The 20,778-nt window shown below is 36.5% G+C and carries 26 protein-coding genes and 1 pseudogene; 19 read left to right on the forward strand and 8 right to left on the reverse strand.

Annotated features, from left to right (window positions below; all coding sequences use genetic code 11):
- Positions 1 to 14: 14 nt before the first annotated feature.
- The 17 genes and pseudogenes from ABIB40_RS07610 to ABIB40_RS07690 all read left to right on the forward strand — a co-directional run bounded on the left by ABIB40_RS07610 (position 15) and on the right by ABIB40_RS07690 (position 10,224).
- A complete protein-coding gene (locus tag ABIB40_RS07610) occupies positions 15 to 845 on the forward strand; it encodes a KilA-N domain-containing protein (RefSeq protein WP_354357644.1) in 831 nt (276 codons plus the stop codon).
- Positions 838 to 1,113 (forward strand): annotated as a pseudogene (locus ABIB40_RS07615) (His/Gly/Thr/Pro-type tRNA ligase C-terminal domain-containing protein); the annotation flags it as partial. The gene ABIB40_RS07610 and the pseudogene ABIB40_RS07615, both read left to right, overlap by 8 nt.
- A gap of 125 nt (positions 1,114 to 1,238) precedes the next feature.
- Positions 1,239 to 1,742 (forward strand): hypothetical protein, encoded by a 504-nt coding sequence (locus ABIB40_RS07620; RefSeq protein WP_354357646.1) that lies wholly within the window; start codon positions 1,239 to 1,241, stop codon positions 1,740 to 1,742.
- An 81-nt stretch (positions 1,743 to 1,823) separates the two neighbouring features.
- On the forward strand, positions 1,824 to 2,216 hold the full coding sequence (locus ABIB40_RS07625) for a hypothetical protein (RefSeq protein ID WP_354357648.1): 393 nt from the start codon (positions 1,824 to 1,826) through the stop codon (positions 2,214 to 2,216).
- A 5-nt stretch (positions 2,217 to 2,221) separates the two neighbouring features.
- A complete protein-coding gene (locus ABIB40_RS07630) occupies positions 2,222 to 3,952 on the forward strand; it encodes an ATP-dependent DNA helicase (protein WP_354357650.1) in 1,731 nt (576 codons plus the stop codon).
- Positions 3,949 to 4,446, forward strand: a complete 498-nt coding sequence (locus tag ABIB40_RS07635) for a hypothetical protein (protein ID WP_354357652.1) — start codon at positions 3,949 to 3,951, stop codon at positions 4,444 to 4,446. The genes ABIB40_RS07630 and ABIB40_RS07635 overlap by 4 nt, the downstream gene beginning before the upstream one ends.
- A gap of 194 nt (positions 4,447 to 4,640) precedes the next feature.
- Positions 4,641 to 4,901: a DUF433 domain-containing protein gene (locus ABIB40_RS07640; protein ID WP_354357654.1), complete on the forward strand. Its 261-nt coding sequence runs from the start codon at positions 4,641 to 4,643 to the stop codon at positions 4,899 to 4,901.
- Between the two features lie 111 nt (positions 4,902 to 5,012).
- The gene (locus tag ABIB40_RS07645) at positions 5,013 to 5,252 is read left to right on the forward strand and encodes a DUF6364 family protein (protein WP_354357656.1); all 240 of its coding nucleotides are present in this window, start codon (positions 5,013 to 5,015) and stop codon (positions 5,250 to 5,252) included.
- A gap of 315 nt (positions 5,253 to 5,567) precedes the next feature.
- Entirely contained in the window at positions 5,568 to 5,810 is a 243-nt protein-coding gene (locus ABIB40_RS07650) for a hypothetical protein (protein ID WP_354357658.1), read from the forward strand.
- Complete coding sequence (locus ABIB40_RS07655; protein ID WP_354357660.1) at positions 5,807 to 6,214, forward strand: type II toxin-antitoxin system VapC family toxin; 408 nt, start codon at positions 5,807 to 5,809, stop codon at positions 6,212 to 6,214. The genes ABIB40_RS07650 and ABIB40_RS07655 overlap by 4 nt, the downstream gene beginning before the upstream one ends.
- Positions 6,215 to 6,366: 152 nt before the next feature.
- The gene (locus tag ABIB40_RS07660; RefSeq protein ID WP_354357662.1) at positions 6,367 to 6,621 is read left to right on the forward strand and encodes a DUF6364 family protein; all 255 of its coding nucleotides are present in this window, start codon (positions 6,367 to 6,369) and stop codon (positions 6,619 to 6,621) included.
- Complete coding sequence (locus tag ABIB40_RS07665) at positions 6,611 to 7,042, forward strand: type II toxin-antitoxin system VapC family toxin (RefSeq protein ID WP_354357664.1); 432 nt, start codon at positions 6,611 to 6,613, stop codon at positions 7,040 to 7,042. The genes ABIB40_RS07660 and ABIB40_RS07665 overlap by 11 nt, the downstream gene beginning before the upstream one ends.
- 317 nt (positions 7,043 to 7,359) lie before the next feature.
- Positions 7,360 to 8,070: a PDDEXK nuclease domain-containing protein gene (locus tag ABIB40_RS07670; RefSeq protein ID WP_354357666.1), complete on the forward strand. Its 711-nt coding sequence runs from the start codon at positions 7,360 to 7,362 to the stop codon at positions 8,068 to 8,070.
- A complete protein-coding gene (locus ABIB40_RS07675) occupies positions 8,054 to 8,338 on the forward strand; it encodes a PDDEXK nuclease domain-containing protein (protein WP_354357668.1) in 285 nt (94 codons plus the stop codon). Before ABIB40_RS07670 ends, ABIB40_RS07675 begins: the two co-directional genes overlap by 17 nt.
- A gap of 64 nt (positions 8,339 to 8,402) precedes the next feature.
- Positions 8,403 to 9,266, forward strand: coding sequence for an NAD(P)-dependent oxidoreductase (locus ABIB40_RS07680; protein WP_354357670.1), 864 nt, complete (start codon positions 8,403 to 8,405; stop codon positions 9,264 to 9,266).
- 167 nt (positions 9,267 to 9,433) lie between these two features.
- A complete protein-coding gene (locus ABIB40_RS07685) occupies positions 9,434 to 9,724 on the forward strand; it encodes a type II toxin-antitoxin system TacA family antitoxin (RefSeq protein WP_354357672.1) in 291 nt (96 codons plus the stop codon).
- Positions 9,721 to 10,224 carry a GNAT family N-acetyltransferase gene (locus tag ABIB40_RS07690; protein WP_354357674.1) on the forward strand — a complete coding sequence of 168 codons (504 nt, stop codon included), beginning with the start codon at positions 9,721 to 9,723 and terminating at the stop codon, positions 10,222 to 10,224. Before ABIB40_RS07685 ends, ABIB40_RS07690 begins: the two co-directional genes overlap by 4 nt.
- A gap of 72 nt (positions 10,225 to 10,296) precedes the next feature.
- Here ABIB40_RS07690 and ABIB40_RS07695 read toward each other — a convergent pair whose 3' ends face one another.
- On the reverse strand, positions 10,297 to 11,688 hold the full coding sequence (locus tag ABIB40_RS07695; RefSeq protein WP_354357676.1) for a DASH family cryptochrome: 1,392 nt from the start codon (positions 11,686 to 11,688) through the stop codon (positions 10,297 to 10,299).
- Positions 11,689 to 11,918: 230 nt separating this feature from the next.
- On the opposite strand from ABIB40_RS07695, the gene ABIB40_RS07700 reads away from it, so the two are divergent.
- The gene (locus ABIB40_RS07700; protein ID WP_354357678.1) at positions 11,919 to 12,893 is read left to right on the forward strand and encodes an NAD(P)H-quinone oxidoreductase; all 975 of its coding nucleotides are present in this window, start codon (positions 11,919 to 11,921) and stop codon (positions 12,891 to 12,893) included.
- Between the two features lie 56 nt (positions 12,894 to 12,949).
- Here the strand turns inward: ABIB40_RS07700 and ABIB40_RS07705 are convergent, their stop codons facing one another.
- The 3 genes from ABIB40_RS07705 to ABIB40_RS07715 all read right to left on the reverse strand — a co-directional run bounded on the left by ABIB40_RS07705 (position 12,950) and on the right by ABIB40_RS07715 (position 14,400).
- On the reverse strand, positions 12,950 to 13,348 hold the full coding sequence (locus tag ABIB40_RS07705) for a thiol-disulfide oxidoreductase DCC family protein (protein WP_354357680.1): 399 nt from the start codon (positions 13,346 to 13,348) through the stop codon (positions 12,950 to 12,952).
- Between the two features lie 6 nt (positions 13,349 to 13,354).
- Entirely contained in the window at positions 13,355 to 13,825 is a 471-nt protein-coding gene (locus ABIB40_RS07710) for a pyrophosphohydrolase domain-containing protein (protein WP_354357682.1), read from the reverse strand.
- A 92-nt stretch (positions 13,826 to 13,917) separates the two neighbouring features.
- Positions 13,918 to 14,400 (reverse strand): GNAT family N-acetyltransferase, encoded by a 483-nt coding sequence (locus tag ABIB40_RS07715; protein ID WP_354357684.1) that lies wholly within the window; start codon positions 14,398 to 14,400, stop codon positions 13,918 to 13,920.
- Positions 14,401 to 14,477: 77 nt separating this feature from the next.
- Between ABIB40_RS07715 and ABIB40_RS07720 the strand changes: the two genes are divergently transcribed.
- A complete protein-coding gene (locus tag ABIB40_RS07720) occupies positions 14,478 to 15,077 on the forward strand; it encodes an LEA type 2 family protein (protein ID WP_354357686.1) in 600 nt (199 codons plus the stop codon).
- 21 nt (positions 15,078 to 15,098) lie between these two features.
- On the opposite strand, the gene ABIB40_RS07725 is transcribed toward ABIB40_RS07720, so the two are convergent.
- The 4 genes from ABIB40_RS07725 to ABIB40_RS07740 form a co-directional block, all read right to left on the reverse strand.
- Entirely contained in the window at positions 15,099 to 16,688 is a 1,590-nt protein-coding gene (locus ABIB40_RS07725; protein ID WP_354357687.1) for a S41 family peptidase, read from the reverse strand.
- Between the two features lie 147 nt (positions 16,689 to 16,835).
- On the reverse strand, positions 16,836 to 17,501 hold the full coding sequence (msrA, locus tag ABIB40_RS07730) for a peptide-methionine (S)-S-oxide reductase MsrA (protein ID WP_354357689.1): 666 nt from the start codon (positions 17,499 to 17,501) through the stop codon (positions 16,836 to 16,838).
- A 337-nt stretch (positions 17,502 to 17,838) separates the two neighbouring features.
- A complete protein-coding gene (locus tag ABIB40_RS07735; RefSeq protein ID WP_354357691.1) occupies positions 17,839 to 18,117 on the reverse strand; it encodes a hypervirulence associated TUDOR domain-containing protein in 279 nt (92 codons plus the stop codon).
- A gap of 201 nt (positions 18,118 to 18,318) precedes the next feature.
- Positions 18,319 to 20,520, reverse strand: a complete 2,202-nt coding sequence (locus tag ABIB40_RS07740; RefSeq protein WP_354357693.1) for an alpha-galactosidase — start codon at positions 20,518 to 20,520, stop codon at positions 18,319 to 18,321.
- Between the last annotated feature and the right edge of the window lie 258 nt (positions 20,521 to 20,778).

Here is a 20,778-nt window from a genome sequence, read left to right on the forward strand (position 1 = left end):
AAAAGTAATAAGGTATGGCAAAATCAACATCGAAAATAATCGTTCAGGAAACTGAAATCGCCTTCATTAATAAGGAAATAGGAGAATATATTTCACTTACCGACATTGCAAAGTATAGAAATCCGAAAGAGCCATTTTCGATCATCAACAATTGGATGCGGAGCAGAAGTTCCATCGAATTTTTAGGACTATGGGAAAAGCTGAATAACGCTGATTTTAAACCTCTCGAATTCGATAGGTTTAGAAATGAAGCAGGAAGCAATTATTTCGTTCTGTCTCCACAAAGATGGATTGAAAGCACAAACGCAATAGGAATTATTTCGAAATCGGGAAGATATGGAGGAACTTTTGCCCATATCGACATTGCTTTCGAGTTCGCCTCTTGGATTTCATCAGAGTTCAAACTGTATTTGATTACGGAATTCAAACGACTCAAACAAGATGAAAATCAACGTTTGAAGCTAGATTGGAACTTGCAACGAACTATTTCTAAAATTAATTACCGAATACATACAGATGCAATTAAAGAAAATTTAATACCTGAAGAAATTACAAAGCAGCAAGCAAATTTTGTTTATGCAAATGAAGCAGACCTTTTAAATGTTGCTCTTTTCGGAATTACAGCAAAAGAATGGAGAGAAAGTAATCCCAATCTAAAAGGCAATATTAGAGATTTTTCAACCTTAGAACAGTTGGTTGTATTAAGTAATTTGGAGGGCATCAACGCTTTACTTATTCAACAAAGCTTGTCTGTTAAGGGGCGCCTTGTTCAGCTCAATAAAATAGCCATTACGCAAATGAAATCGTTAATGGAAAGTAAATCGATGAAAAAACTGAAAGGGTAAGAGTTTACCAGAAAAAGCCCGCTTAATTATGGATACGCTAAAATTTAATTTCAATTGTACGTTTGAAGAAAAAGATGCGATAGGAAAACGTTACCGCAGACAAGATGCCATTGGAACTCCCTTTTGCGTTACCGTAGATCATCAAAGTTTAGAAGACGATACCGTTACAATTAGACACCGAGATAGCATGGCGCAAGAACGTGTTGCCATTGCAGATTTAGGGAAGATTATTGGGGAGCAAGTGAGTTGGAGGGGATTGTTGGGGTGAGTGGATACAATAAGACTAGAAATAAGTATTTGTGATGAAAACTAATTTAGAGTACCACTTAGGTCTCTTGTATTTAAGTTTTTATAATAAGAATCATTGCATTCAGGATAATTTAATCAAGAAAGATGGAAACAAAAACATATACATTAAACGGCCGAGTATTGAAAATTAAGGTGCCAAATGATAATTCTCGGCCGGACATGCTAAACATAGCAAAATTTAGAAAACCCCTTAATATTGGCACAGTTTCAAACTCAATCCTAGCCTCAGAATTTTTTGAAGATATTGAATTCCAAATAAATTTTCTTAAAGACAAACCATTAAGCTCCGAATCATTGTTAGAGGCTTTTTTAGCATCCTGTGATAAGCATGTTGAAAAATTTAACAGAATTATAGATCATGATCTTGATAGCTATCTGGATACCATGCTGATTTTGACATGCGCAATAGTTGATGCAGACAAAATGGTCCCCTTCACAGACAATCAAGGACAAGAACTTCGAGATACTTTTCTGCAATGTGCATACAAAGCATTTCAATTGGTTATATATGTACATCATTATGATAATCTTGGCAAGTCTTCGTTAACTTCCAAACCCTCATTAGTTAAGCTCACAGAATTAAAGTAAGTAAAACGACTTTCGTCACATTAGCCCTCTGTAAATTCAAATTAATTAGTCTTATATTGCAATTCTAAAACTAGCGCTCCTATGGATAGTTTAACTCTTAAAAAACAATCAGATAAATACGATGGGGATATTTCTGTATTCAATAACATGCTAATTTATAAAACGACACTCCAAGAACGTTTAAGATTCTTACTTGATGCTGTTGATATTTCAAAACTTCAAAAAGGAATCCCTAACCAAGCCCTAATTTGGAAAGTTATAGTGCTAACCGAAAATTTTAAAAAGGAAATACTGGACAACGAACCAAATTTATACTCCCTAACGAAGTCTGCCTCCATTGTCCTATCTGAATTAGATCTACCAATATTCGACAGTTTCAATGGTCATCTAGATTTTTACAAAAAATTTTTACGTTATTCTTCCATGAGTGTGCCAGAAAGAATATTAGTTAGTCAAGGACATATTATTCTGTAATACAAATGCTATTTGACTTTTCTGAAAACAGTGAAGCGCAGGATGTAATTCATATTCTAGAAATAATGGATGATCATGTTTTTCTCACTGGCAGAGCGGGTACGGGCAAAACAAGCCTATTATTGCAGGTTATGGAAACCACCCAAAAAAGTTTTATTGCGCTTGCACCAACCGCAGCCGCAGCCATCAATATCTCGGGCACGACAATTCATTCGTTTTTTCAATTTGGTTTCGGCCCATTAATACCCTCTGTTCCAATTAGTTTTACTCTTAGCGAGAGTAAGAGGATAATAATAAATAAACTTGAACTTTTAATAATTGATGAGATTTCAATGGTAAGGGCAGACTTGCTTGATGGTATTGATAGAACATTAAGGTTTTACCGAAAATCATCTCTGCCCTTCGGTGGCGTTCAATTGCTTTTGGTTGGAGATAGTTTTCAATTACCTCCAATTGTCAAAGAACAAGACTTTGAAATCTTAGAAAAGATATACTCCAGTCTCTTCTTTTTTAAGGCCTTAGTTTTTAGCAAATGTGAGTTACTGACAATAGAACTCCTAAAGGTATACAGACAACAAGACCCCCTGTTCATCTCTATTCTCGATTCCATTCGCCTCAATAAGTTAGACAATCAAATGCTATCAATAATCAATGGGCGAACGGTGCTAAAGAAAAATTTACCAGAAGACATCATTACGATAGCAACTCAAAAATCTAAAGTTCAGGAATTGAATAGTGAAAAATTAGCTAAGTTAGCTTCGCCACTTCAAAGTTATTTGGGACATATTTTAGGAATTTTTAAAAATTTACCTGTACTTCACAACCTTGAATTAAAGCGGGGAGCAAAAGTAGTTTTGACTAAAAATGATCCATCAGGCAGATGGGTCAATGGATCAATTGGAACTATTTTAGATTTAGGTAAAGACGAATTATCCGTGCTACTCGAAAAAGGTAAAGTTGTTAGTGTTGAAAGAGTTTCTTGGACGAATACTGAATACAAATATAACAAAGAGGAAGAAAAAATTATCCCAATTGAACGTGGTAGATTCACCCAATTTCCTGTCGCACTTGGTTGGGCTATAACCATACATAGAAGTCAAGGTCTAAGTTTTGACCAGATAATTGTTGATTTGGGCAACGGCACCTGGGATAGTGGACAGGCTTATGTGGCCTTGAGCAGGTGTAGAAATATGGATGGACTATATTTAAAAAGAGCGTTGACTACAGATGATATTAAACTTCACAACTCTGTTGTGAAGTTTTCCCAGGGCTTCAATAATGAAGATGTATATCGCAGTTCGACAAAGGCTAAAAAAATCACTAAGTTGCGACTAATTCAGCAAGTTGAGCAATTTAAAATTGTACTAGCATATAAAAACATAACCACACATGTTGATAAAATTATCAAATTACCTTGCGATTTATTGGAAAAATTTAGCTTGCTGTCTTTGAAAGGATATTGCGAATATCGCTCCGGAGATAATGCTGCTGGAGCTAAAACTCTCACAGAAATCGAAAAGTATCAGAACATATCTCAATCTTTCGGCTCTTTCAGCTTCGATTCTATATTCGAAGTTTTACACGGTGCTTATCTATTAAATACTGAAAACAAAAGAAGAGGTGCCCATAAAATTCGCATTCAACTAAACGATACCTTTCCTGAAACTTTAATAGTACTCAGAAAGATAGTCTTTGATGAGCATACTTTTAATCATATTAACATCTTAAAACCATGACAATACGTGAAAAGCTTTTTTTTCTTGAGCTTTCTGGATTTGCTAATTATAATCATCAGATTGATTTCAGCCAGATTGATTTTTTTATAAGTAGCATGGTCGGCAGGCTGTTCGATAATTTTCATAAGCATGAAATACAGAACTGTGTCCGTACTGATCAGAATATTTTAATCGTTACTTACCTAACACATATATTGGAGATTGGAACTGCCAAGGCTATAGCAATGAATAATTTTCAAAATTTACCAAAAATTGAATTGGAAAATGTAGCCTGTATTTTGGGATGGGCTTTTAATATAGGCCTTGGCTGCAAATTGGTTGAATATGGTTTACATGACGTTCCTTCTTTAGATGGAGATTTTTACATTTACTTTAGCGGCCCAACACTTGAACTACTTACTGACAGGGCGACTCACCAAATATCTTTAGCTAGAAATCAAAAAATACTCAGCTTAAATGACTTCATACAACTACTTGTAATTAAGAATTTATAAATGATTGAACACACCTCAAATGGCGCACGCGTGCCGGGTGTGAGATAACACGCAAACGAGCAATAATGATGTTAAAAGTCAATTCTGATGAAATATCCCTCTCGGCACACGCGTACCGCATGTGATTTGCTTCCCGGAAGAATAGAAGAAGTCTCTCCAGATATTCTCAAATAATAATTTCGTAAATTCGTTTTATGAATGTTAAAGAGCTCATAACTGTTGACAATGACATTTTAGGCGGGCAGCCTGTCTTTAAGGGTACGCGTGTTCCTGTAGAAAGTTTATTTGACCATTTGCAAGTTGGTGTTTCGCTCGCTAAATTTTTAAATGAGTTCCCTACAGTAACTAAAGTGCAGGCAATTGCGCTTTTAGCTATTGCAAATAAATTAGTGAGACCAAAAGATATCGGGAAATTATATGCGACTATTAGCGCACGCGTGCCGAGTGTGAATTAACACCATAAACTTCTACCAACCCTTCATGAGAAATCACAAAAAAATCTTTATAGCCAAAATATCACGTGATAATCCATTAACTTTACACGTGCAAGCGTAAATTAATTTATTATGAACACGAAACTCACTTTAAATCTTGATAAGGAAATAATAGAAGAAGCTAAAACGTATGCTAAAAGTCATAGCGTAAGCTTATCTAAACTTATAGAAAACTACCTTAATTCTATAACTAAAGCGTCAAAAACAAAGTCGACAGTTAGCCCTTTAGTTGAAAGTTTAACAGAAATAATTCCAAGTGATTACGACGAGCGAATTGAGTACAGAAATTATATCGACAAGAAGCATGCTTAACAGCTGATATTTTATCGCAATGGATAACGAAGCAGATATAATAATTACTCGAAACAAAAAAGACAACCAGAATGCTAAAATTCCGGCAATGAGTGCTGGATAATATTTAAGGAAGTAAAGCGACTTCTAGTAAACTCTCGACTTTCCAAAAATCGCAACACCCTTGAGCGCAATTAGTTGGAGATATAATATATTTATTTTGTCTTAGTAAAACCTGTTTTTAGCTTTAGTAGAAGTTTTTAGGCGCTATACATCGTCTCAACAATGAGCCGTTGATTTATTCAAAAATTCGTAACTTTAATAAAACTTAAAAAAATGAATTCCAACACTCAAAATATAAGTTATGCTGATTATTATTTCGGTGTGCTAAAGAATCTAAATGCAGATAGCAAACTTGACCTTATTTCTCAACTTTCCCAATCTTTGAAAACTGAGAAAACCCATACTACCTCATTGGAATCTTTATTTGGAGCTTATAAATCGGACGATAGTGCTGATGAAATCATAGCAGAAATTCGCTCATCGAGAGTTTCAAACCGAAATATTGTACTGCTTTGAACAAATATCTTTTAGACACGAATATCTGTATTTATTTTATTAAGGGTCTTTTCGACCTCAATAAAAAAATTTTAGAGATTGGTCAAGAAAATTGTTTCATTTCAGAAATGACCGTGGCTGAATTGAAATATGGAGTTGCAAACAGTAAAACACCAGAAAAAATGAGAGCTGTTGTCGAAGACTTTATCTCAAAATTTGCCATTATTCCAATCTATAACTGCTTAAACATTTATGCGTTAGAAAAAGCTAAGTTGCGTAAAACGGGCTTACTGATTGACGACTTCGACATTTTAATCGGTGCAACGGCCGTTGAAAATAAGATGATAATGGTAACAAACAATACTGCACATCTTAGCAGGCTAGACCATATTATTATCGAAGACTGGACGAAGGATGGGAAGTGAAAACAATAACACTGTCTTGAAAACTCAAATGGCGCACGCGTGCCGCGTGTGAAATAACACCCAACTCGCCAAACGCCAACCCTCATTCTTTTCAATACACACGTGTCTAAAATTTAAAACTAAACACGTATCTTTATTGAAAATGAAGCGAGATGAATACTAAATTAACTTTAACCATCGAAAAGAAAGTAATAGAAGTTGCAAAAGTATATGCAAAAGAGAAAGGCCAAAGCCTATCTGAAATGGTAGAAAACTACTTCAAATTTGTTACGTTAAGTCGAAATAAAATTAAAGAGAAACAACTTTCTCCTAATGTTAGAAAGCTAAGAGGAATTATAAAGGCAGACGACAAGTTTGACTACAAACAAATTTTAACGGAAGAACTTTCAAAAAAATATGGCATATAAGCTTTTTATAGACTCTGACGTGGTTATCGATTTTTTTACAGATCGAGAACCGCATGCAAATTCAGCAAGCGAGCTTTTCGAGCTCAATGAACTTGGAATTATAACTCTTTACTTATCTGCGGTCAGCATTAATAATATTTACTATATCGTACGACGATTTTTAGGCACAAAAAAGACACTCGAAGTTATTCAGGAATTAACTGAAATGACAGAAATAATTGGTACGACAAAAGTTGAAATTGTACAAGCATTAAAAAATGATTTTTCAGATTATGAAGATTCTATCCAATATTCATCTGCATTAAAAGTCAAAGATTTAGATGCAATTATTACTCGAAACGTAAAGGATTATCGCAACTCGGCGATTGCAGTAATGACGCCTTTAAACTTTATTAAAATGAAAGAGAGAAACGAAAGCTGATATTTTATCGCAATGGATAATGAAACAGATATTATAATTACTCAAAACAAGAAAGATTTCAGGAGTTCTAAAATTCCGGCAATGACTGCTGGATAATATATGAGGAAATAAGCCGGCTTTCAGTAATAGCCCATCCTTAAACTCTCACCACCGGTAAGAGCATTAGTGAGACGCATGATATGCTAATTTTCTCTCCTTAAAAGCTATTGTAGAATAAAAGCTATTTTTAGACAGACTAATGTTAGCCTTAATGTTAAAAAGCCATTTTAAACTATCAAAAAAAAAAAAGAGTTAAATTTATGGCTCACTAAAAAACTATGGATAACCGTTTTACGGACATCATTCAACTTATTAAACAATCTCGGGCGAATGCTATTAGAGCCGTAAATGCTGAGCTGATTAATCTTTATTGGAACATAGGAGAACATGTTAGCATTAAACTTGAAAAATCAGAATGGGGCGACTCTGTGGTGACGGAGCTGGCAAAACATATTCAACAAAACGAGCCCGACATAAAAGGATTCTCCGACAAAAATATTTGGAGAATGAAACAGTTTTACGAAACTTACAAAGACTTTCCAAAACTCTCACCACTGGTGAGAGAATTAAGTTGGACACATAATATGTTGATTTTCTCTAGGTGCAAGACCTTTGACGAAAGAGAATTTTACCTAAAACTTGTAAAACAAGAAAATTACAGTAAAAGAGAACTTGACAGACAAATTTCCGCGAGCCTTTTTGAACGGACAATGATAGGGAATACAAAACTCTCACCAGTGTTGAGAGAATTTAACCGAGACTTAACAAACAATTTTAGAGACAGTTACGTATTCGAGTTTTTGAGCTTAACTGAGCCTCATAGCGAAAATGAGTTGCAAAGCGGCCTTGTTAGACAAATGAAAAATTTCATTCTCGAACTTGGAAAGGATTTTCTTTTCATCGGCCAGGAATACAAGTTACAAGTAACAGCGATTTTTTTATTGACCTTCTTTTTTATCATCGTGGATTACAATGTTTGGTTGTTTTGAATTAAAGGCAGACAAGTTTAAACCAGAACACTTAGGCCAATTGAACTTTTATTTAGAAGCGTTAGACCGAGACGTAAAGAAACCTAATGAAAATCCGAGTATCGGAGTTTTGTTGTGTAAAGACAAGGACAGTGAAGTTGTTAAATATGCGCTAAGTAGAAATCTTTCGCCAACAATGGTTGCAGAGTATAAAACACAGTTACCTGACAAAAAGCTTTTACAACAAAAATTACAAGAACTGTTCGACAATGAAACCAGCGAGAATTAGAACCAAACGCTATCTTAGCATTCAAAAAAACAGCGTATAAATAATAATTTCCAATTCGTAAAACATGAACATTACCTTTATAGGATTAGGCATTATGGGAACCGAAATGGCTTCCAACTTAGCTAAGAACAACGTACAATTAACGGTTTATAATAGAAGCAAAATAGAAAATAGTTCATTTGGCAAAAATGTAATGGTTGCAGATTCCCTAGAAGATGCTGTTAAAGATGCAGACATAGTTTTTAGCATGCTTTCTACCCCAAAAGCAGTTACCGAAGTATTTTTTGGAGAAAATGGCACGCTAAGTTTTATGAAGAAAAATGCCATTTGGGCGGATTGTTCTACGGTAAATCCGTCTTTTAGTTTGGAAGCATCCGCGGAAGCGAAATTATACAACATTCGATTTTTAGATGCGCCAGTTTCGGGCTCAAAAATTCCTGCGCAAAATGCCGAATTGCTATTTTTAGTTGGAGGCGACAAAGAAACACTTAAAGAAGCAGAACCATTTATGAACATGATGGGAAAAAAGGTTACCCACGTTGGCGATACCGGCAAGGGTGCTTCGCTAAAAATGTTGATTAATATGATGCTCGCCCAATCTATGTTGATTTTTGCAGAAGCGGTTCTGTTAGGCGAAAAAATGGGAATTGATAAAGATTTCTTGCTTGATTTCTTGCCAAACCTCCCAGTATCTGCCCCATTTACAAAAGCTAAAGCAGCAGCAATTAAAAATGACAATTACGACGTTCAATTTCCATTAGAGTGGATGCATAAAGATTTGCATTTGGTTACACTTACGGCTTATGAATTGAATCAACCTTTGTACATCGCAAATCTTACCAAAGAAATCTTTGCAGCAGCCAATAAAGATCGCATGGGCAGAATGGATTTTTCTGCAATATTTAAGTATTTGGAGAGAAGGAAATAAGAGCGGGATTGATTACCCACATGGTGCTGTGCAGAAATTAAAATTTAGCGCATCTATTTTAAATTGTTGTAGATAAATAAAAATCAAAAAACATTTCGATCGACTTTTCAAAAAATATATTTTGTACGGAAATTAAGCGTACATTTGTATTATAAAAATTCTGAACTATGGCAACTATAGCATTGAATAACGATAAAGCTAGATTTGACACTCGACTATCTAAGGAACAGAAAGAGTTCTTTGAACGCGCAGCTCTAATCGGCGGATACAGAAGTTTAACTGATTTTGTTGTTCTCACAGTTCAAGAAAAAGCTAAAGAAATTATATCCGAACGAGAACAAATTATCGCATCAAAAAAAGACAGTGAAATATTTTTTGATGCCATTACTAATGCGCCGAAACCAAACAAAAATCTAGTTCAGGCAACGATTGAATACAATGCGCTTTTAAAAAAATGAGCGTTTTAACAGAGCACCTAAATTCTGATCATCGGAAAAAAGAATTTTCGTGTGGAAATATTATGCTTGATGATTATCTACACAAACAAGCAAATCAAGACATTAAAAGAAAATTATCTACCTGCTTCGTTTTAAAAGATAAAGAAACAGACTTGTTAAAAGGATATTATACGTTGGCGAATAACAGTTTATTTCAAGAATTAATTCCTATTGAATTCCAAAAGAAACTACCATCTTCATACAAATCGATACCTACCACTCTTCTAGGACGATTGGCGATAGATCTTAAATTCCAGAACCAAGGGGTTGGAAAACTATTGCTAGTTGATGCTTTAAAGCGGAGTTGCGAGATTTCTAAAAGTATTGGCTCATTTGCGGTTGTAGTTGACCCAATTGACGAAAACGCGGAACGCTTTTATGATAGGTATGGATTTATTAAACTTCCAGATAGCCGAAAAATGTTTTTGCCGATGAATACGATAAAAGCATTATTCGATTAGAAGTTTTCTCTTTAAAAGATTGCTTCGTCGTTCCCCCTAAAAAAAACGAAACAAGAGGCCACCATTTCGTTTCTACACTTCCAATTTCTCTATCAAATTAATTGCCCTAGTCCATTTTTTATAAACTTCGATTGGCTTCGGATACTCGGGGATATCGCATTCCCAAGGAATTAGCACTTCGATGTTGTTTTTACCGCTTAGTTCGGGAATCCATTTTCTTATAAAATCTTGTGCTTTATATTTATTGGATTGATGCACTGGGTTAGTGTACCAAATTTCGAAAGCTTGCATGTGCCAATTCATCCAATTAGAAGTTACATCGTAATCTATCAATTTGCTTTCGAAATATGCAGCGCCCCATGTCCAGTTTATTTTTAAATCGTGCACAAAGTAACTCGAACAATTTACGCGGCCGCGGTTACTCATGTAACCTGTCTCGTTTAATTGCCGCATGTGCGCATCGATGAAAGGAATTCCGGTTTTACCAAGGCACCATTTTTCGAATTTTATTGGGTCATTCTCCCATTCGATCTCCTTATTTTTATAGCCTTTGGTGTAAAAGATTTCATCTCCAAAACGCATCCCTTTAAAAGTAAAATAATCTCGCCATACCAATTCGAAAACCAACCACCACGTACTTTGATTTTTCTTAACGTTTGCTTCGTAGTCTTTTACAGTTTCATAAATTTCTCGCGCCGAAATACAACCTAAAGCCAAATATGGAGAAAATTTGGAGCTGTAATCCAACCCATCAGACCTATTTCTACTCCATCTATAACCAGTTAAAAGCTCAGATTTAAAGGTGTAATATTGCAACCTTTCGAGTGCGGCGGTTTCTCCACCTTCTACAAATGGATTCGCATTATCATATTCAGTTTTGCTAAAACCGTAAACTTCGTAAGATGGAAACGAATTGCTTTTCGCTTTTGCAGAGGAATTTAATTGTGTAGGCGCATCAGAGGTTTTTCGAGGCTCGGATTTTTGCCCTGTCGGGATTCGGTACGCTTTACTAGTAAGCGGAAGTTTATCAATTTCGAATGGAATATCATCTTTATTATAAAGTGTTTTGCCCCAAAAATAATGAAAATGGGTATTTGGGCAAGCTTCCTTAACGGCCGCAATTAGGCTCAATTCTTCGCTTGCATATTCTTCTTCTGCATAAACATCTGTAATGTCGTATTCTTCGATAAGTTTGGGCAAAGTCTCCACTGCGGAGTTTTTGCCGATGATTAAATTCGCATTTAGCTTTTGTAAATTAATTTGCAAATTAAGAACAGACTGTTCTAAAAACTTAAACCTAACAACATCAGCTTTTCGGAAACCAAGCTTAAGAAGCTCAAAATTTGTTTTCTCAACACAATAGAAAAATAATAGCTCGACACATTCTTCTTGCGCATTGGTTAGTGCTTCGTTATCGCGCAACCGTAAATCATTTTTAAACCAAACCAAACCACGTTTTGCCATTTGAAAAATTTTCTTTTTTTTAAAAAAATGAAGTCACTCGAATTTGCTTCTAAATTTTGATCCAGTAATTCAAAAGACAAGTTTTTAGATAAACTTAAAAGACATAAAAAAGTTCTGTTTATAAATGCTGAATTCGTCAGAAGGTCTTATTAGTCAGCCCAATTCAACATAATTTCTTTGAAACTAATCTTAGATTCTTTTGTTTATTAAAACACAAAAAATTAAATAAAATGAAAGCGATTCATATCACCAAAGCAGGCGGTCCAGAAGTATTAAAACTCATCGAAATTCCAAAGCCAAATCCAGAAAAGAACCAAGTTTTAATTAAAGTGAAAGCTGCTGGTGTAAATCGTAGTGATGTGCTTACCCGTCAAAATACGGATGCTTATGGCAAATCATCTGATGAATTATTAATCCCCGGCTTAGAGGTTTCTGGTGAGATCATAGAAATTGGCGAAAGCGTTAACGATAAGAAAATTGGAGATCAAGTCTGCGCGCTTATTGCAAGCGGCGGTTATGCAGAATTTGTCGCTGTTGACAGTTCTCATTGTCTTTCTAAGCCCGATGGAGTAAGTTTGACAGATGCTGCTGCACTTCCCGAAACAGTTTTTACGGTTTGGTTTAACGTTTTTTATTTAGGGAAACTGCAGCCTGGTGAAAAACTACTAATACATGGTGGCACTAGCGGCATTGGTACCATGGGTTTACAAATGGCTAAAGCGTGGGGTTGCGAGACATATACGACCGTTGGGAGTGATAAAAAACTAGATTTTATAAATCAAATGAATCTGGGTAAAGTAATAAACTACAAAAAAGAAGCTTTTGAAGACGTTTTTAAAGATGAAAAAATAGATGTGGTTTTAGATATGGTCGGTGGAGATTACACTCAAAAGAATCTGCAAATTCTTGATAAAAAAGGTCGTCTGATTTATATAAATGGAATGACGAGTACCGACGTGCATATAGATCTCCGTACCATTATGAGCAAAAACCTAACCTTAACAGGCAGCTATTTAAAGCCCCAATCTGCTGCCGTAAAAACCCAGATTGCTAAGGGAGTGAGTGAAAATATATGGCCGATGTTCGGTGATAAAAAGATAGAGCCGATTATTTACAAAACCTTCCCATTAAAGGACGCGGCCGAGGCCCATAAATTAATGGAAAGCAGCGAGCACATTGGCAAAATTCTGTTGACGATGGAGTAAGTAGATGGAGATTTTAGTGAGAGAACGTGGACTAAATTATTACCTATTGAATTCACTCACAAAAACCTACTCTTCAACTCTGGCGTCGGTATCCAGCAACTTTCTTGTTTTCCAAACCATTTGTAGCGATTCCTAGCGACAACATTATAAACACCATTTCTTATAAACTTCGGGACCACTAAAAAACCATATAAGATTGGCCATCCCGAACCTAAGTGCCTTGTAATACGCAGCGCTGCCGTAGATTTACTGTAAAGCTTTCCGTCTTCTAACAACAAAACGGATTTCAATGCATCTAAATCAACCTCAAATCTAGACAGCTCGTTCTTGGCGAAATCGCTTTGCAAAGTGGCAAACTTAAAATACTTTTTCTCGTCTCGGGCAAGCACAAATTGTACCCATCCGTTGCATAGATTACAAACACCATCGAAAAAAATTATAGCTTGCTCTGCCACTTAAGACTATTTATTTAATATAGTAGGCAAATCTGCCGGAGAATAATTTACAGATTTTAAGGTCTTATCATCGCCTTTTCGAAAAACTAAAAATAAGCCGTCTACCTCTTTAAAATAAGCCTCAGTTTTATCTTTGTCGAGATAAAACTTCATCGTTTGTTCTGCTTCCTCAACGGTTTTACAAGCCTTGCTCATGTTAGAACGATGTACCTCATCAAATAATTCTTTAAATTTTTCGCCCATACCAAATTCTAAAATGGCGCCTGCCAACACATATTGCAAATCGCACAGCGCATCTGCAACTTCAGTTAAATCGTCTGCATTTACCGCTTCCTCTAGTTCTTTCAGCTCTTCTGCCAATAGCGAGATACGCAAATTTGCACGCTGCTTTGACGGAATTTGAGGTTTATCTAAAACAGGGTGTTTAAACGTGGTATGAAATTCGGCTACTTGGTTTAGTGAATTGCTCTCTTGCATTTTCTATTTTTTTTTCAAACTTAGTTAAACATTTAATTAATTGGATGATGATAAATAATTACTTCTTTGACTTTATGCAGAAAATGCCTTGCCTAAAGCACCAACAACATCCAAAGGTTACAGGCGAAATGACCGGAATTTCCCAAAGGAGCTGAAAGCAGCTTAAAGCCGGCTTTTTTATAAATAGAAACGGCGGTAGAAAGCTCTGGAAAGGATTCTAAGTACATGTCGTTATAGCCAAAATGTTGGGCGGAAGTAATGCTTTTCTCTAATAAAGCCTTGCCCACTCCTTCCCCTCTCGCCAACGCCGATACATAAAACTTAACCAACTCTACGCAACCCGCAGGTAAACCATCTGTTGGATAAATGCCGCAACTACCAAGCAATTCCCCGTCTTTTTCTGCCAACCAAAAAACAGATTGATCTTTCTCAAAAAGTTCGAAAAGCGAATCGGTAGTCGGATCAGTGTAAACAGTGCCTGGTTTATCGATTTTAAATTCTACAAAAACTGCTCTAATAAGTTTTGCGATTGCTTCGTTATCTTTTTTCTCTATTTTTCTGATTAAAATAGCCATTCTATTCATTTTTTTTAAAGGTAAAAAGCATTTTGCTAACTGCAAAATAGTTTGCGTACTTTGCCGTTATGGTAGGTATGAGAAAAAATATTGTGTTGATTTTATTTACGCTAGGAATGGCTAGCTGTGGTGTGAACAAACAAGCGCAGCAAATTAAAGCATTAAAAGACTGCCAATATAAAATAACTAGCGTAGACAATGCAAGGCTTGCGGGAACAGACATAAAAAAGCTGTTTGACAATGGCAACTTTAACCTAAGCAATTTACCTGGAGTAGCGCTGGGTTTATTAAGAAAAGACATTCCGCTAGATGCTACCGTAAACTTAGAAATTACCAATCCATCTGGCGTGGCCGCTGCCATTAACCAATTCGATTACAAAATATTGGTAAATAACACAGACTTGGCAGAAGGAACTGTAAATCAAGTGGTAAATATTGTACAGGGGCAAAAAACAGTAGTTCCTGTTAGCATACGAAGTAATGTCTACAAATTATTGACCAACCAAGATATTTTGAACGATGTGATGAAAGCCTCCAAGAAAGGCTCTAACAAAGAAGAAAGTTTAGGGCTTTTAACTATAAAAATACGTCCAACTTTTATGATCGGGAATACGCCTATAAAGTATCCTGGCTATATTAGCATCAGTAAAGAAGTAAGCAGCAAAATACTTTTATAGTACTTGCTGCTTACTTTTAGTTTACTTTCTATCTCTAACCATGCCTTGAAACGCATTTTGATCTAACGAGGCAGAAACTGCCCTTAATTCTTGTGGCGATAATTTAGCCGCTAATTTAACCGATTGCTGTTTTAAACTGCCAGATTTAGCTGGAGGTAACGTAAAATTGCCTGCCTTTGCATACTGCAATGCATAGCCCAACAGTGTTTCGGTAGAATCGCCCCAATTTTTGGTAGGATCTTCTGATGTTTCTTTATCCACATTTAAACCTGCATAATAACCGCCTACATTCTGTTGGTTTTTGGTTTCGAACTCGGGAATGTATAAATCAAACTTATCTATATGTACGGGGAAAAACCCGACTGGCTTGCCGTAGGTGGTAGAACCGATAAGTTTGACATCGATAACGGGTTTCAAACTGTTTATGGTCAACTCGCTAGCAGAAGCGGTAGAACCTGTAACTAAAAAGTAAACGCGCGAAAAATTGTGCGAACTGGCTGTCTGGAATTTCTCTATGTTATCTGCAAAAGTGGGCGAATAGTTTATGTCTGCTAACGTTGCGTATTTGCCATTAAGATAACCATCAGAAAGTTGCAAATTTCTTTGATTGTCTAAATTTGGCTGACGGATCAAAATTGATTTTTTTTTCTGAGCCGCAGTCAAATTCTGCAGATATTGGCTGTAATAATAGGTAAACATGGTGTTGCCATTTTGCGCAGTAGGACCAAGTAAATTGATTATTTGTGCGGCTGTAGAAACAAAGCCGCCGCCATTGTAACGTAAATCTACCACCATCTCTGTTACCCCTTTAGATGCAAAATCTGCAAAAGCGGCATTAATTTGGGCGCTTGCGTTATTTGTAAAGCTATTGAACACGAAATAGCCAACTTTTTTGGTGCCAACTGTAAAAACGTGGGTGTATAAAATTGGATTTTCCGTATAAGTAGCTCGTGTTACAGTAACCGTCTTGTTTGCTCCCGCCAAATCTGTAAATTTTAAATCTACCGATGCATTATCCCCAAATAAAGCCTTGTTTAAAAAAATCAAATTATCCTTTGTATAACTTACGTCGCCTTGGCCGTTCACGCTCGTAATTCTACACCCTCGTGTTAAGCCAGCCTTTGCCGCAGGAGAATTCGGATAGACATATTTTACACGAAGATCTGTCTGAGTATTGAAGATCGCAGAAAAACCGTAATCATCTGCATTTCCACTTAAATCAGCCTTTAGTGCACTTTTCTTGCCACCGTCAATACCATAATCAATGTAAGAATATTTTGGGTAACCAGCGTCCGGTCCAAGCTCATACGGTTGTGCTGTTGATGGATTTATTGAAATTTGGCTGAGCGCATATAGCTCTTTATCGTTATCGGTATATTGCCTTGGATTAAATGTTGCATAATCTGGCAAATCACTTCTCCAATAATATAAATCTTTAGCGTATAGAAAAATAGAATCTGCCGTTAATTGCCCACGAGTTCCGGTTTGCTGCGTTGGTTCTACAACCGGTGGTGGAGGGTTTTCTGAAATTGGTTTGGACTTTTTGCAAGAAGCTAAACCTAAGCTAAAACCAATAGCCATAACTGCCAAGAATACTTTTGATGATTTCATGTATGATTTATCTGTGAACCAATTTAAATAGTTAGATTGGCTTAATAACTTTCTCTCTATCAACAGACTGCAAATATCGAGTATGTTATTTTCGAAAGCTAAAAGTAAAAATATTCTGCGACTAAGCAAAACGCAATATACAGCCAGTTATTTATTCTTAAATTGAGGCTTTAAATAAGCTTGTCTATTCGCTCTAAGCTTTTCTACCTTCGGTTCAGAAACACCTTGAATGTACCGACTTTCGGGATGCACTCTATAATATCCTTGATGGTATTTTTCGGCTGGATATAGAACTTTATATGGCACAACCTGAGTTACAATCTTATCTGGATAATGATGAGATTGATTGATTTCTTGAATTATCTTATCTAACGTTGCCTTTTCTTCTGGCGTTCTGTAAAAGGCAATCGAACGATAATCCGTTCCCTCATCTGGCCCTTGCCTGTTCAATTCTGTAGGATTGTGGGCGTAGAAAAAAGATTTAGCCAGCTCGGCATAACTCACCACTTTTGGGTCGTAATACACCTGTACCGATTCTGCATGCCCAGTATTTCGACTGCTCACCTGCTGGTAAGTTGGGTTTTTGGTAGTTCCACCTGCATAGCCAGAAACCACCTTATCTACCCCTTTTAACTCTGATAAACCTTCTGACAGGCTCCAGAAACATCCACCGGCAAAGGTGGCTACTTTTTCGTTGGTTGCAGGTTTAGGCAACTTTGCAAAATCTGTGCTCTGGCTTCCGTTCTGCGCATCGGCACAGCCCATAGCGAGCATTAACGAGGCGGCGAGCAAACTATTTTTTATAAGTCTCATAATTTTAAGATAAAAACAAAAGGTATAAAAACCTTTGTGCGTGTATTTTAACATACGAATAAATAGCAATTTAAGTTTGTAGATAAAACGTAAAAAATAGAATCTCTGACATTGTCGTTTTTGAAAAGCCACCCTGCTTTTTTCAAAATTTGCGGAATGTTTATCCCGCATGTAAATCTCGTATGTACATGTACTTGTGCGACATGGAATAATTAGTAGAATTATCTATCAGATTAAAGCGTAAAATCCCTTTAAATGTTATACTAGAAGCGTTGGTTATTTTGGATATCTAAACTTTACCCCGACACTATTTCTGCAAGCTTAGCTATCGAAAACTTTAAACTTTTGAAAGTGCAGAGCCTTTGTGCGCGGCAATATGATCTGATTTATCACTCTCTATTTCGTACTGCGGATCTTCTTTGCTTGCGTGATGCGTGTAGTCTTTGTACTGAAAATCTGCATGATGAACTTTTATTATTTTTCCAGAAACGCGCCCTGCTTCTGAGTTCCATTTTACATGATCGCCTACTTTAAATGTTTTCAAAGCTGTTTTAATACTTCCCGCTGATCTCGCCGACTTTACGCAGAGGTCTTTTTCTGCGCTTGTCTGTATCATCTGCGAGCTATTCTACTGTCTTTTCCCGCTGACCTCGCTGATTTACGCAGATTTTTTTTTGGAATGTTTGCATTAATTGTTTTACCATTCCCCGCCTTACTAAAATAAGAAGGAAGTAAGGCAAGAATGAATATAGGTATATTATTGGCAGTTTAGTTTGGCTTTTTAAATCTGAACTACTTCTTGAGAACCAAAATCAATTTACATCGCTTCCAATTTTAAAATCACACTATTCCGGCCAGCCCGTACATCTGGGTTAAAACCAACATTCATCAAAAATTCTCCTGTATATGTTTTCTCTTCGTCGACGGTTGATTTTGTGCCAGGATATAGATTTATCTCGCTGAGCTTATACTTTTTATTGGCTTTTAACCCCTGCAATTTTATAGGGAATTGGCTACCGGCGGCATAACGGTTGTTGACGAGGTAATTGAAAATAACGCCTGTACTTTTATCCTCCGTCAAATAAAGCAGCGAAGCTACATCACCTTCTGTTGGATTGGCCAATCGAAACTGGTCTCCGTGCCACACAACATCTTTAATCCCATTATAAGCTTGCACAGCAGCTTTACAAAACTGTAAATCAGTCGGCGATAAGGTTTTTACGTTAAGATCGAAACCCAATTTACCCATCATGGCTACGTCGGTGCGAAATTTTATGGGTTGTTTGCCCCAGTCTGTAACGTGGTTTGCAGAAGTAATGGCGGGATAAAAATAAGAATATTCCCATTGGATGAAGATGCGCTCCATTGGATCGGTATTGTCACTTGGCCAAAACTCTGTAAAATATTGCAGGGCTGCGTAATCTACCCTACCGCCGCCGCCAGAACACAACATCATCGGCACTTTTGGATATTTTGCCCTAACCTTTGCCAATACATTGTAAAGCCCACGCATATAATCTATGTAAAAATGCGATTGATTTTTGAGGTATGCAGAGTGTGCGTTATAAATTACCGCGTTACAATCCCATTTTATAAAAGCCAATTTAGGGTTTTCTGAAAATAGATGATCAACCACGCCGAATACAAAATCCTGTACTTTTGGATTGCTCAGGTCTAGCACCAATTGATTTCTAAAATATTTCTCAGCACGAGCTGGTTCTTTTATCACCCAGTCGGGATGATTTTCACACAACTCACTTTTGGGATTTACCATTTCTGGCTCAATCCAAATGCCAAATTTTACGCCTTCGGCACCTGCTTGTTTTACGAGCGAAGCAACGCCGTTTGGCAATTTTTTCTTATTTGGCTCCCAATCTCCCAAGCCAGCGTTATCTCCATTGCGCGGATATTTATTGGCAAACCAACCATCATCCAGTAGAAAAAGATCTACGCCCAAGTTCTTAGTATCTTTTAATAAACCGAAAAGTTTATTTTCGTTAAAATCGAAGAAGGTAGATTCCCAATTGTTTAAAAGCGTTAGCCTTTCTCCATTTCCATCTAACAGTTTATAATCTCTTGCCCAGCGCTGCATATTTCGGCTTGCCTCGCCTTTGCCCTTGCTAGAGAAAGTGTACAGAAATTTTGGCGTGGTAAATGTTTTGTTGGGTTTTAAGGTGTATTCAGAAGCGTAGTTATTTATACCTGCAATAAGCCTTAAACCATTTTGTGCATCAAGCTCTAAATCTACCTTAAAGTTACCGCTGTATTCTAAAGCACCAAAAAGCACATCCCCCTCATTTTCAGTCGCAGGTTTATTTAAGGATACCATAAAAACAGATGGCATATACAAATTGGCCCTAGTGCCAAGTTTAGAATCGAGTGTTTTAATTCCATACGTAAGTTTGGCTTCTTCGGGCTGCATTTCTCGCGCCCAATTGCCATGATAATGCGTTAACCAATAGCTCTCAGATTTGAGGTATAAATTAGCAGATGCAAATTTATGTAGCACTACATTTCCCTTTTCTTGATGTTTAATTTCAGACCATTGTTCAACAACATTTTCCTTAAAATAAGTTTTGTAAAAGAGCGTAACCTCAAATTTATACACCGGATCTTTTAAAACAACGCTAAGCAGGCTTACATTATCGCTTATCTTTTCAACAGCATGGCCAACATATTTTAAATCCAGCGAATTGTCGCCATCTGCATGGGTTACCGTAATGGCGGGCTCCAACAAATTTCTAGAACCAGACGATGTGTAGACCGATCTGAAAACTCCGCTGTTATCATTCCGCTGTTTGTAAAGGTCAGATACTTTGTCGTATTCATCGGTTTCTGCCAGCTTCTTACCGAAATATATCACGTTTAAATCTTTATCGCTGTTGGCTTGTATTACTAAAGCATTGTCTTTTGTTTCTATGGGTATGGTAATGCTTTGCGCTAACGCGGCGGCAGAGTATGAAAATAAAATCAACAATGGGCGAAGCCCTTTAACCTGTAGTCTAAAAATATTTTTCATGTATTTGGAAAGATTTTTTTATGTTTAACTAGCCTCATTCCTTTGGTTAGCCATTAACATATCAATTGGCTAGGCCTGTTGTTATCTATAATGTGATAAATATAACAAGCTAAATTTTAAATCCAACTATTTATTGAACGATAATTTAATCGGCAAACAACCAGCCGGGTCTTACATCTCCGCTATGTTCTTTTGGCACAAAGAAGCACATAAGTTTGGAACGTGCCCAAGTCTAAAGAGAAAATACTGTTTTTAATG

The sequence above is a fragment of the Pedobacter sp. UYP30 genome, from assembly GCF_040547165.1.
Lineage (GTDB): Bacteria > Bacteroidota > Bacteroidia > Sphingobacteriales > Sphingobacteriaceae > Pedobacter.

Excerpts from the sequence above, each read along its gene's own strand:
- ABIB40_RS07685 (WP_354357672.1), top strand. The coding sequence starts at position 9,434 with ATGGCAACTATAGCATTGAATAACGATAAAGCTAGATTTGACACTCGA.
- ABIB40_RS07735 (WP_354357691.1), bottom strand. The coding sequence starts at position 18,117 with ATGATACAGACAAGCGCAGAAAAAGACCTCTGCGTAAAGTCGGCGAGA.
- ABIB40_RS07665 (WP_354357664.1), top strand. The coding sequence starts at position 6,611 with ATGGCATATAAGCTTTTTATAGACTCTGACGTGGTTATCGATTTTTTT.
- ABIB40_RS07715 (WP_354357684.1), bottom strand. The coding sequence starts at position 14,400 with ATGGCTATTTTAATCAGAAAAATAGAGAAAAAAGATAACGAAGCAATC.
- ABIB40_RS07610 (WP_354357644.1), top strand. The coding sequence starts at position 15 with ATGGCAAAATCAACATCGAAAATAATCGTTCAGGAAACTGAAATCGCC.
- ABIB40_RS07700 (WP_354357678.1), top strand. The coding sequence starts at position 11,919 with ATGAAAGCGATTCATATCACCAAAGCAGGCGGTCCAGAAGTATTAAAA.
- ABIB40_RS07675 (WP_354357668.1), top strand. The coding sequence starts at position 8,054 with ATGTTTGGTTGTTTTGAATTAAAGGCAGACAAGTTTAAACCAGAACAC.
- ABIB40_RS07690 (WP_354357674.1), top strand. The coding sequence starts at position 9,721 with ATGAGCGTTTTAACAGAGCACCTAAATTCTGATCATCGGAAAAAAGAA.
- ABIB40_RS07660 (WP_354357662.1), top strand. The coding sequence starts at position 6,367 with ATGAATACTAAATTAACTTTAACCATCGAAAAGAAAGTAATAGAAGTT.
- ABIB40_RS07670 (WP_354357666.1), top strand. The coding sequence starts at position 7,360 with ATGGATAACCGTTTTACGGACATCATTCAACTTATTAAACAATCTCGG.
- ABIB40_RS07635 (WP_354357652.1), top strand. The coding sequence starts at position 3,949 with ATGACAATACGTGAAAAGCTTTTTTTTCTTGAGCTTTCTGGATTTGCT.
- ABIB40_RS07710 (WP_354357682.1), bottom strand. The coding sequence starts at position 13,825 with ATGCAAGAGAGCAATTCACTAAACCAAGTAGCCGAATTTCATACCACG.
- ABIB40_RS07645 (WP_354357656.1), top strand. The coding sequence starts at position 5,013 with ATGAACACGAAACTCACTTTAAATCTTGATAAGGAAATAATAGAAGAA.
- ABIB40_RS07620 (WP_354357646.1), top strand. The coding sequence starts at position 1,239 with ATGGAAACAAAAACATATACATTAAACGGCCGAGTATTGAAAATTAAG.
- ABIB40_RS07695 (WP_354357676.1), bottom strand. The coding sequence starts at position 11,688 with ATGGCAAAACGTGGTTTGGTTTGGTTTAAAAATGATTTACGGTTGCGC.
- ABIB40_RS07630 (WP_354357650.1), top strand. The coding sequence starts at position 2,222 with ATGCTATTTGACTTTTCTGAAAACAGTGAAGCGCAGGATGTAATTCAT.
- msrA (WP_354357689.1), bottom strand. The coding sequence starts at position 17,501 with ATGAGACTTATAAAAAATAGTTTGCTCGCCGCCTCGTTAATGCTCGCT.
- ABIB40_RS07625 (WP_354357648.1), top strand. The coding sequence starts at position 1,824 with ATGGATAGTTTAACTCTTAAAAAACAATCAGATAAATACGATGGGGAT.
- ABIB40_RS07680 (WP_354357670.1), top strand. The coding sequence starts at position 8,403 with ATGAACATTACCTTTATAGGATTAGGCATTATGGGAACCGAAATGGCT.
- ABIB40_RS07720 (WP_354357686.1), top strand. The coding sequence starts at position 14,478 with ATGAGAAAAAATATTGTGTTGATTTTATTTACGCTAGGAATGGCTAGC.
- ABIB40_RS07740 (WP_354357693.1), bottom strand. The coding sequence starts at position 20,520 with ATGAAAAATATTTTTAGACTACAGGTTAAAGGGCTTCGCCCATTGTTG.
- ABIB40_RS07650 (WP_354357658.1), top strand. The coding sequence starts at position 5,568 with ATGAATTCCAACACTCAAAATATAAGTTATGCTGATTATTATTTCGGT.
- ABIB40_RS07640 (WP_354357654.1), top strand. The coding sequence starts at position 4,641 with ATGAATGTTAAAGAGCTCATAACTGTTGACAATGACATTTTAGGCGGG.
- ABIB40_RS07725 (WP_354357687.1), bottom strand. The coding sequence starts at position 16,688 with ATGAAATCATCAAAAGTATTCTTGGCAGTTATGGCTATTGGTTTTAGC.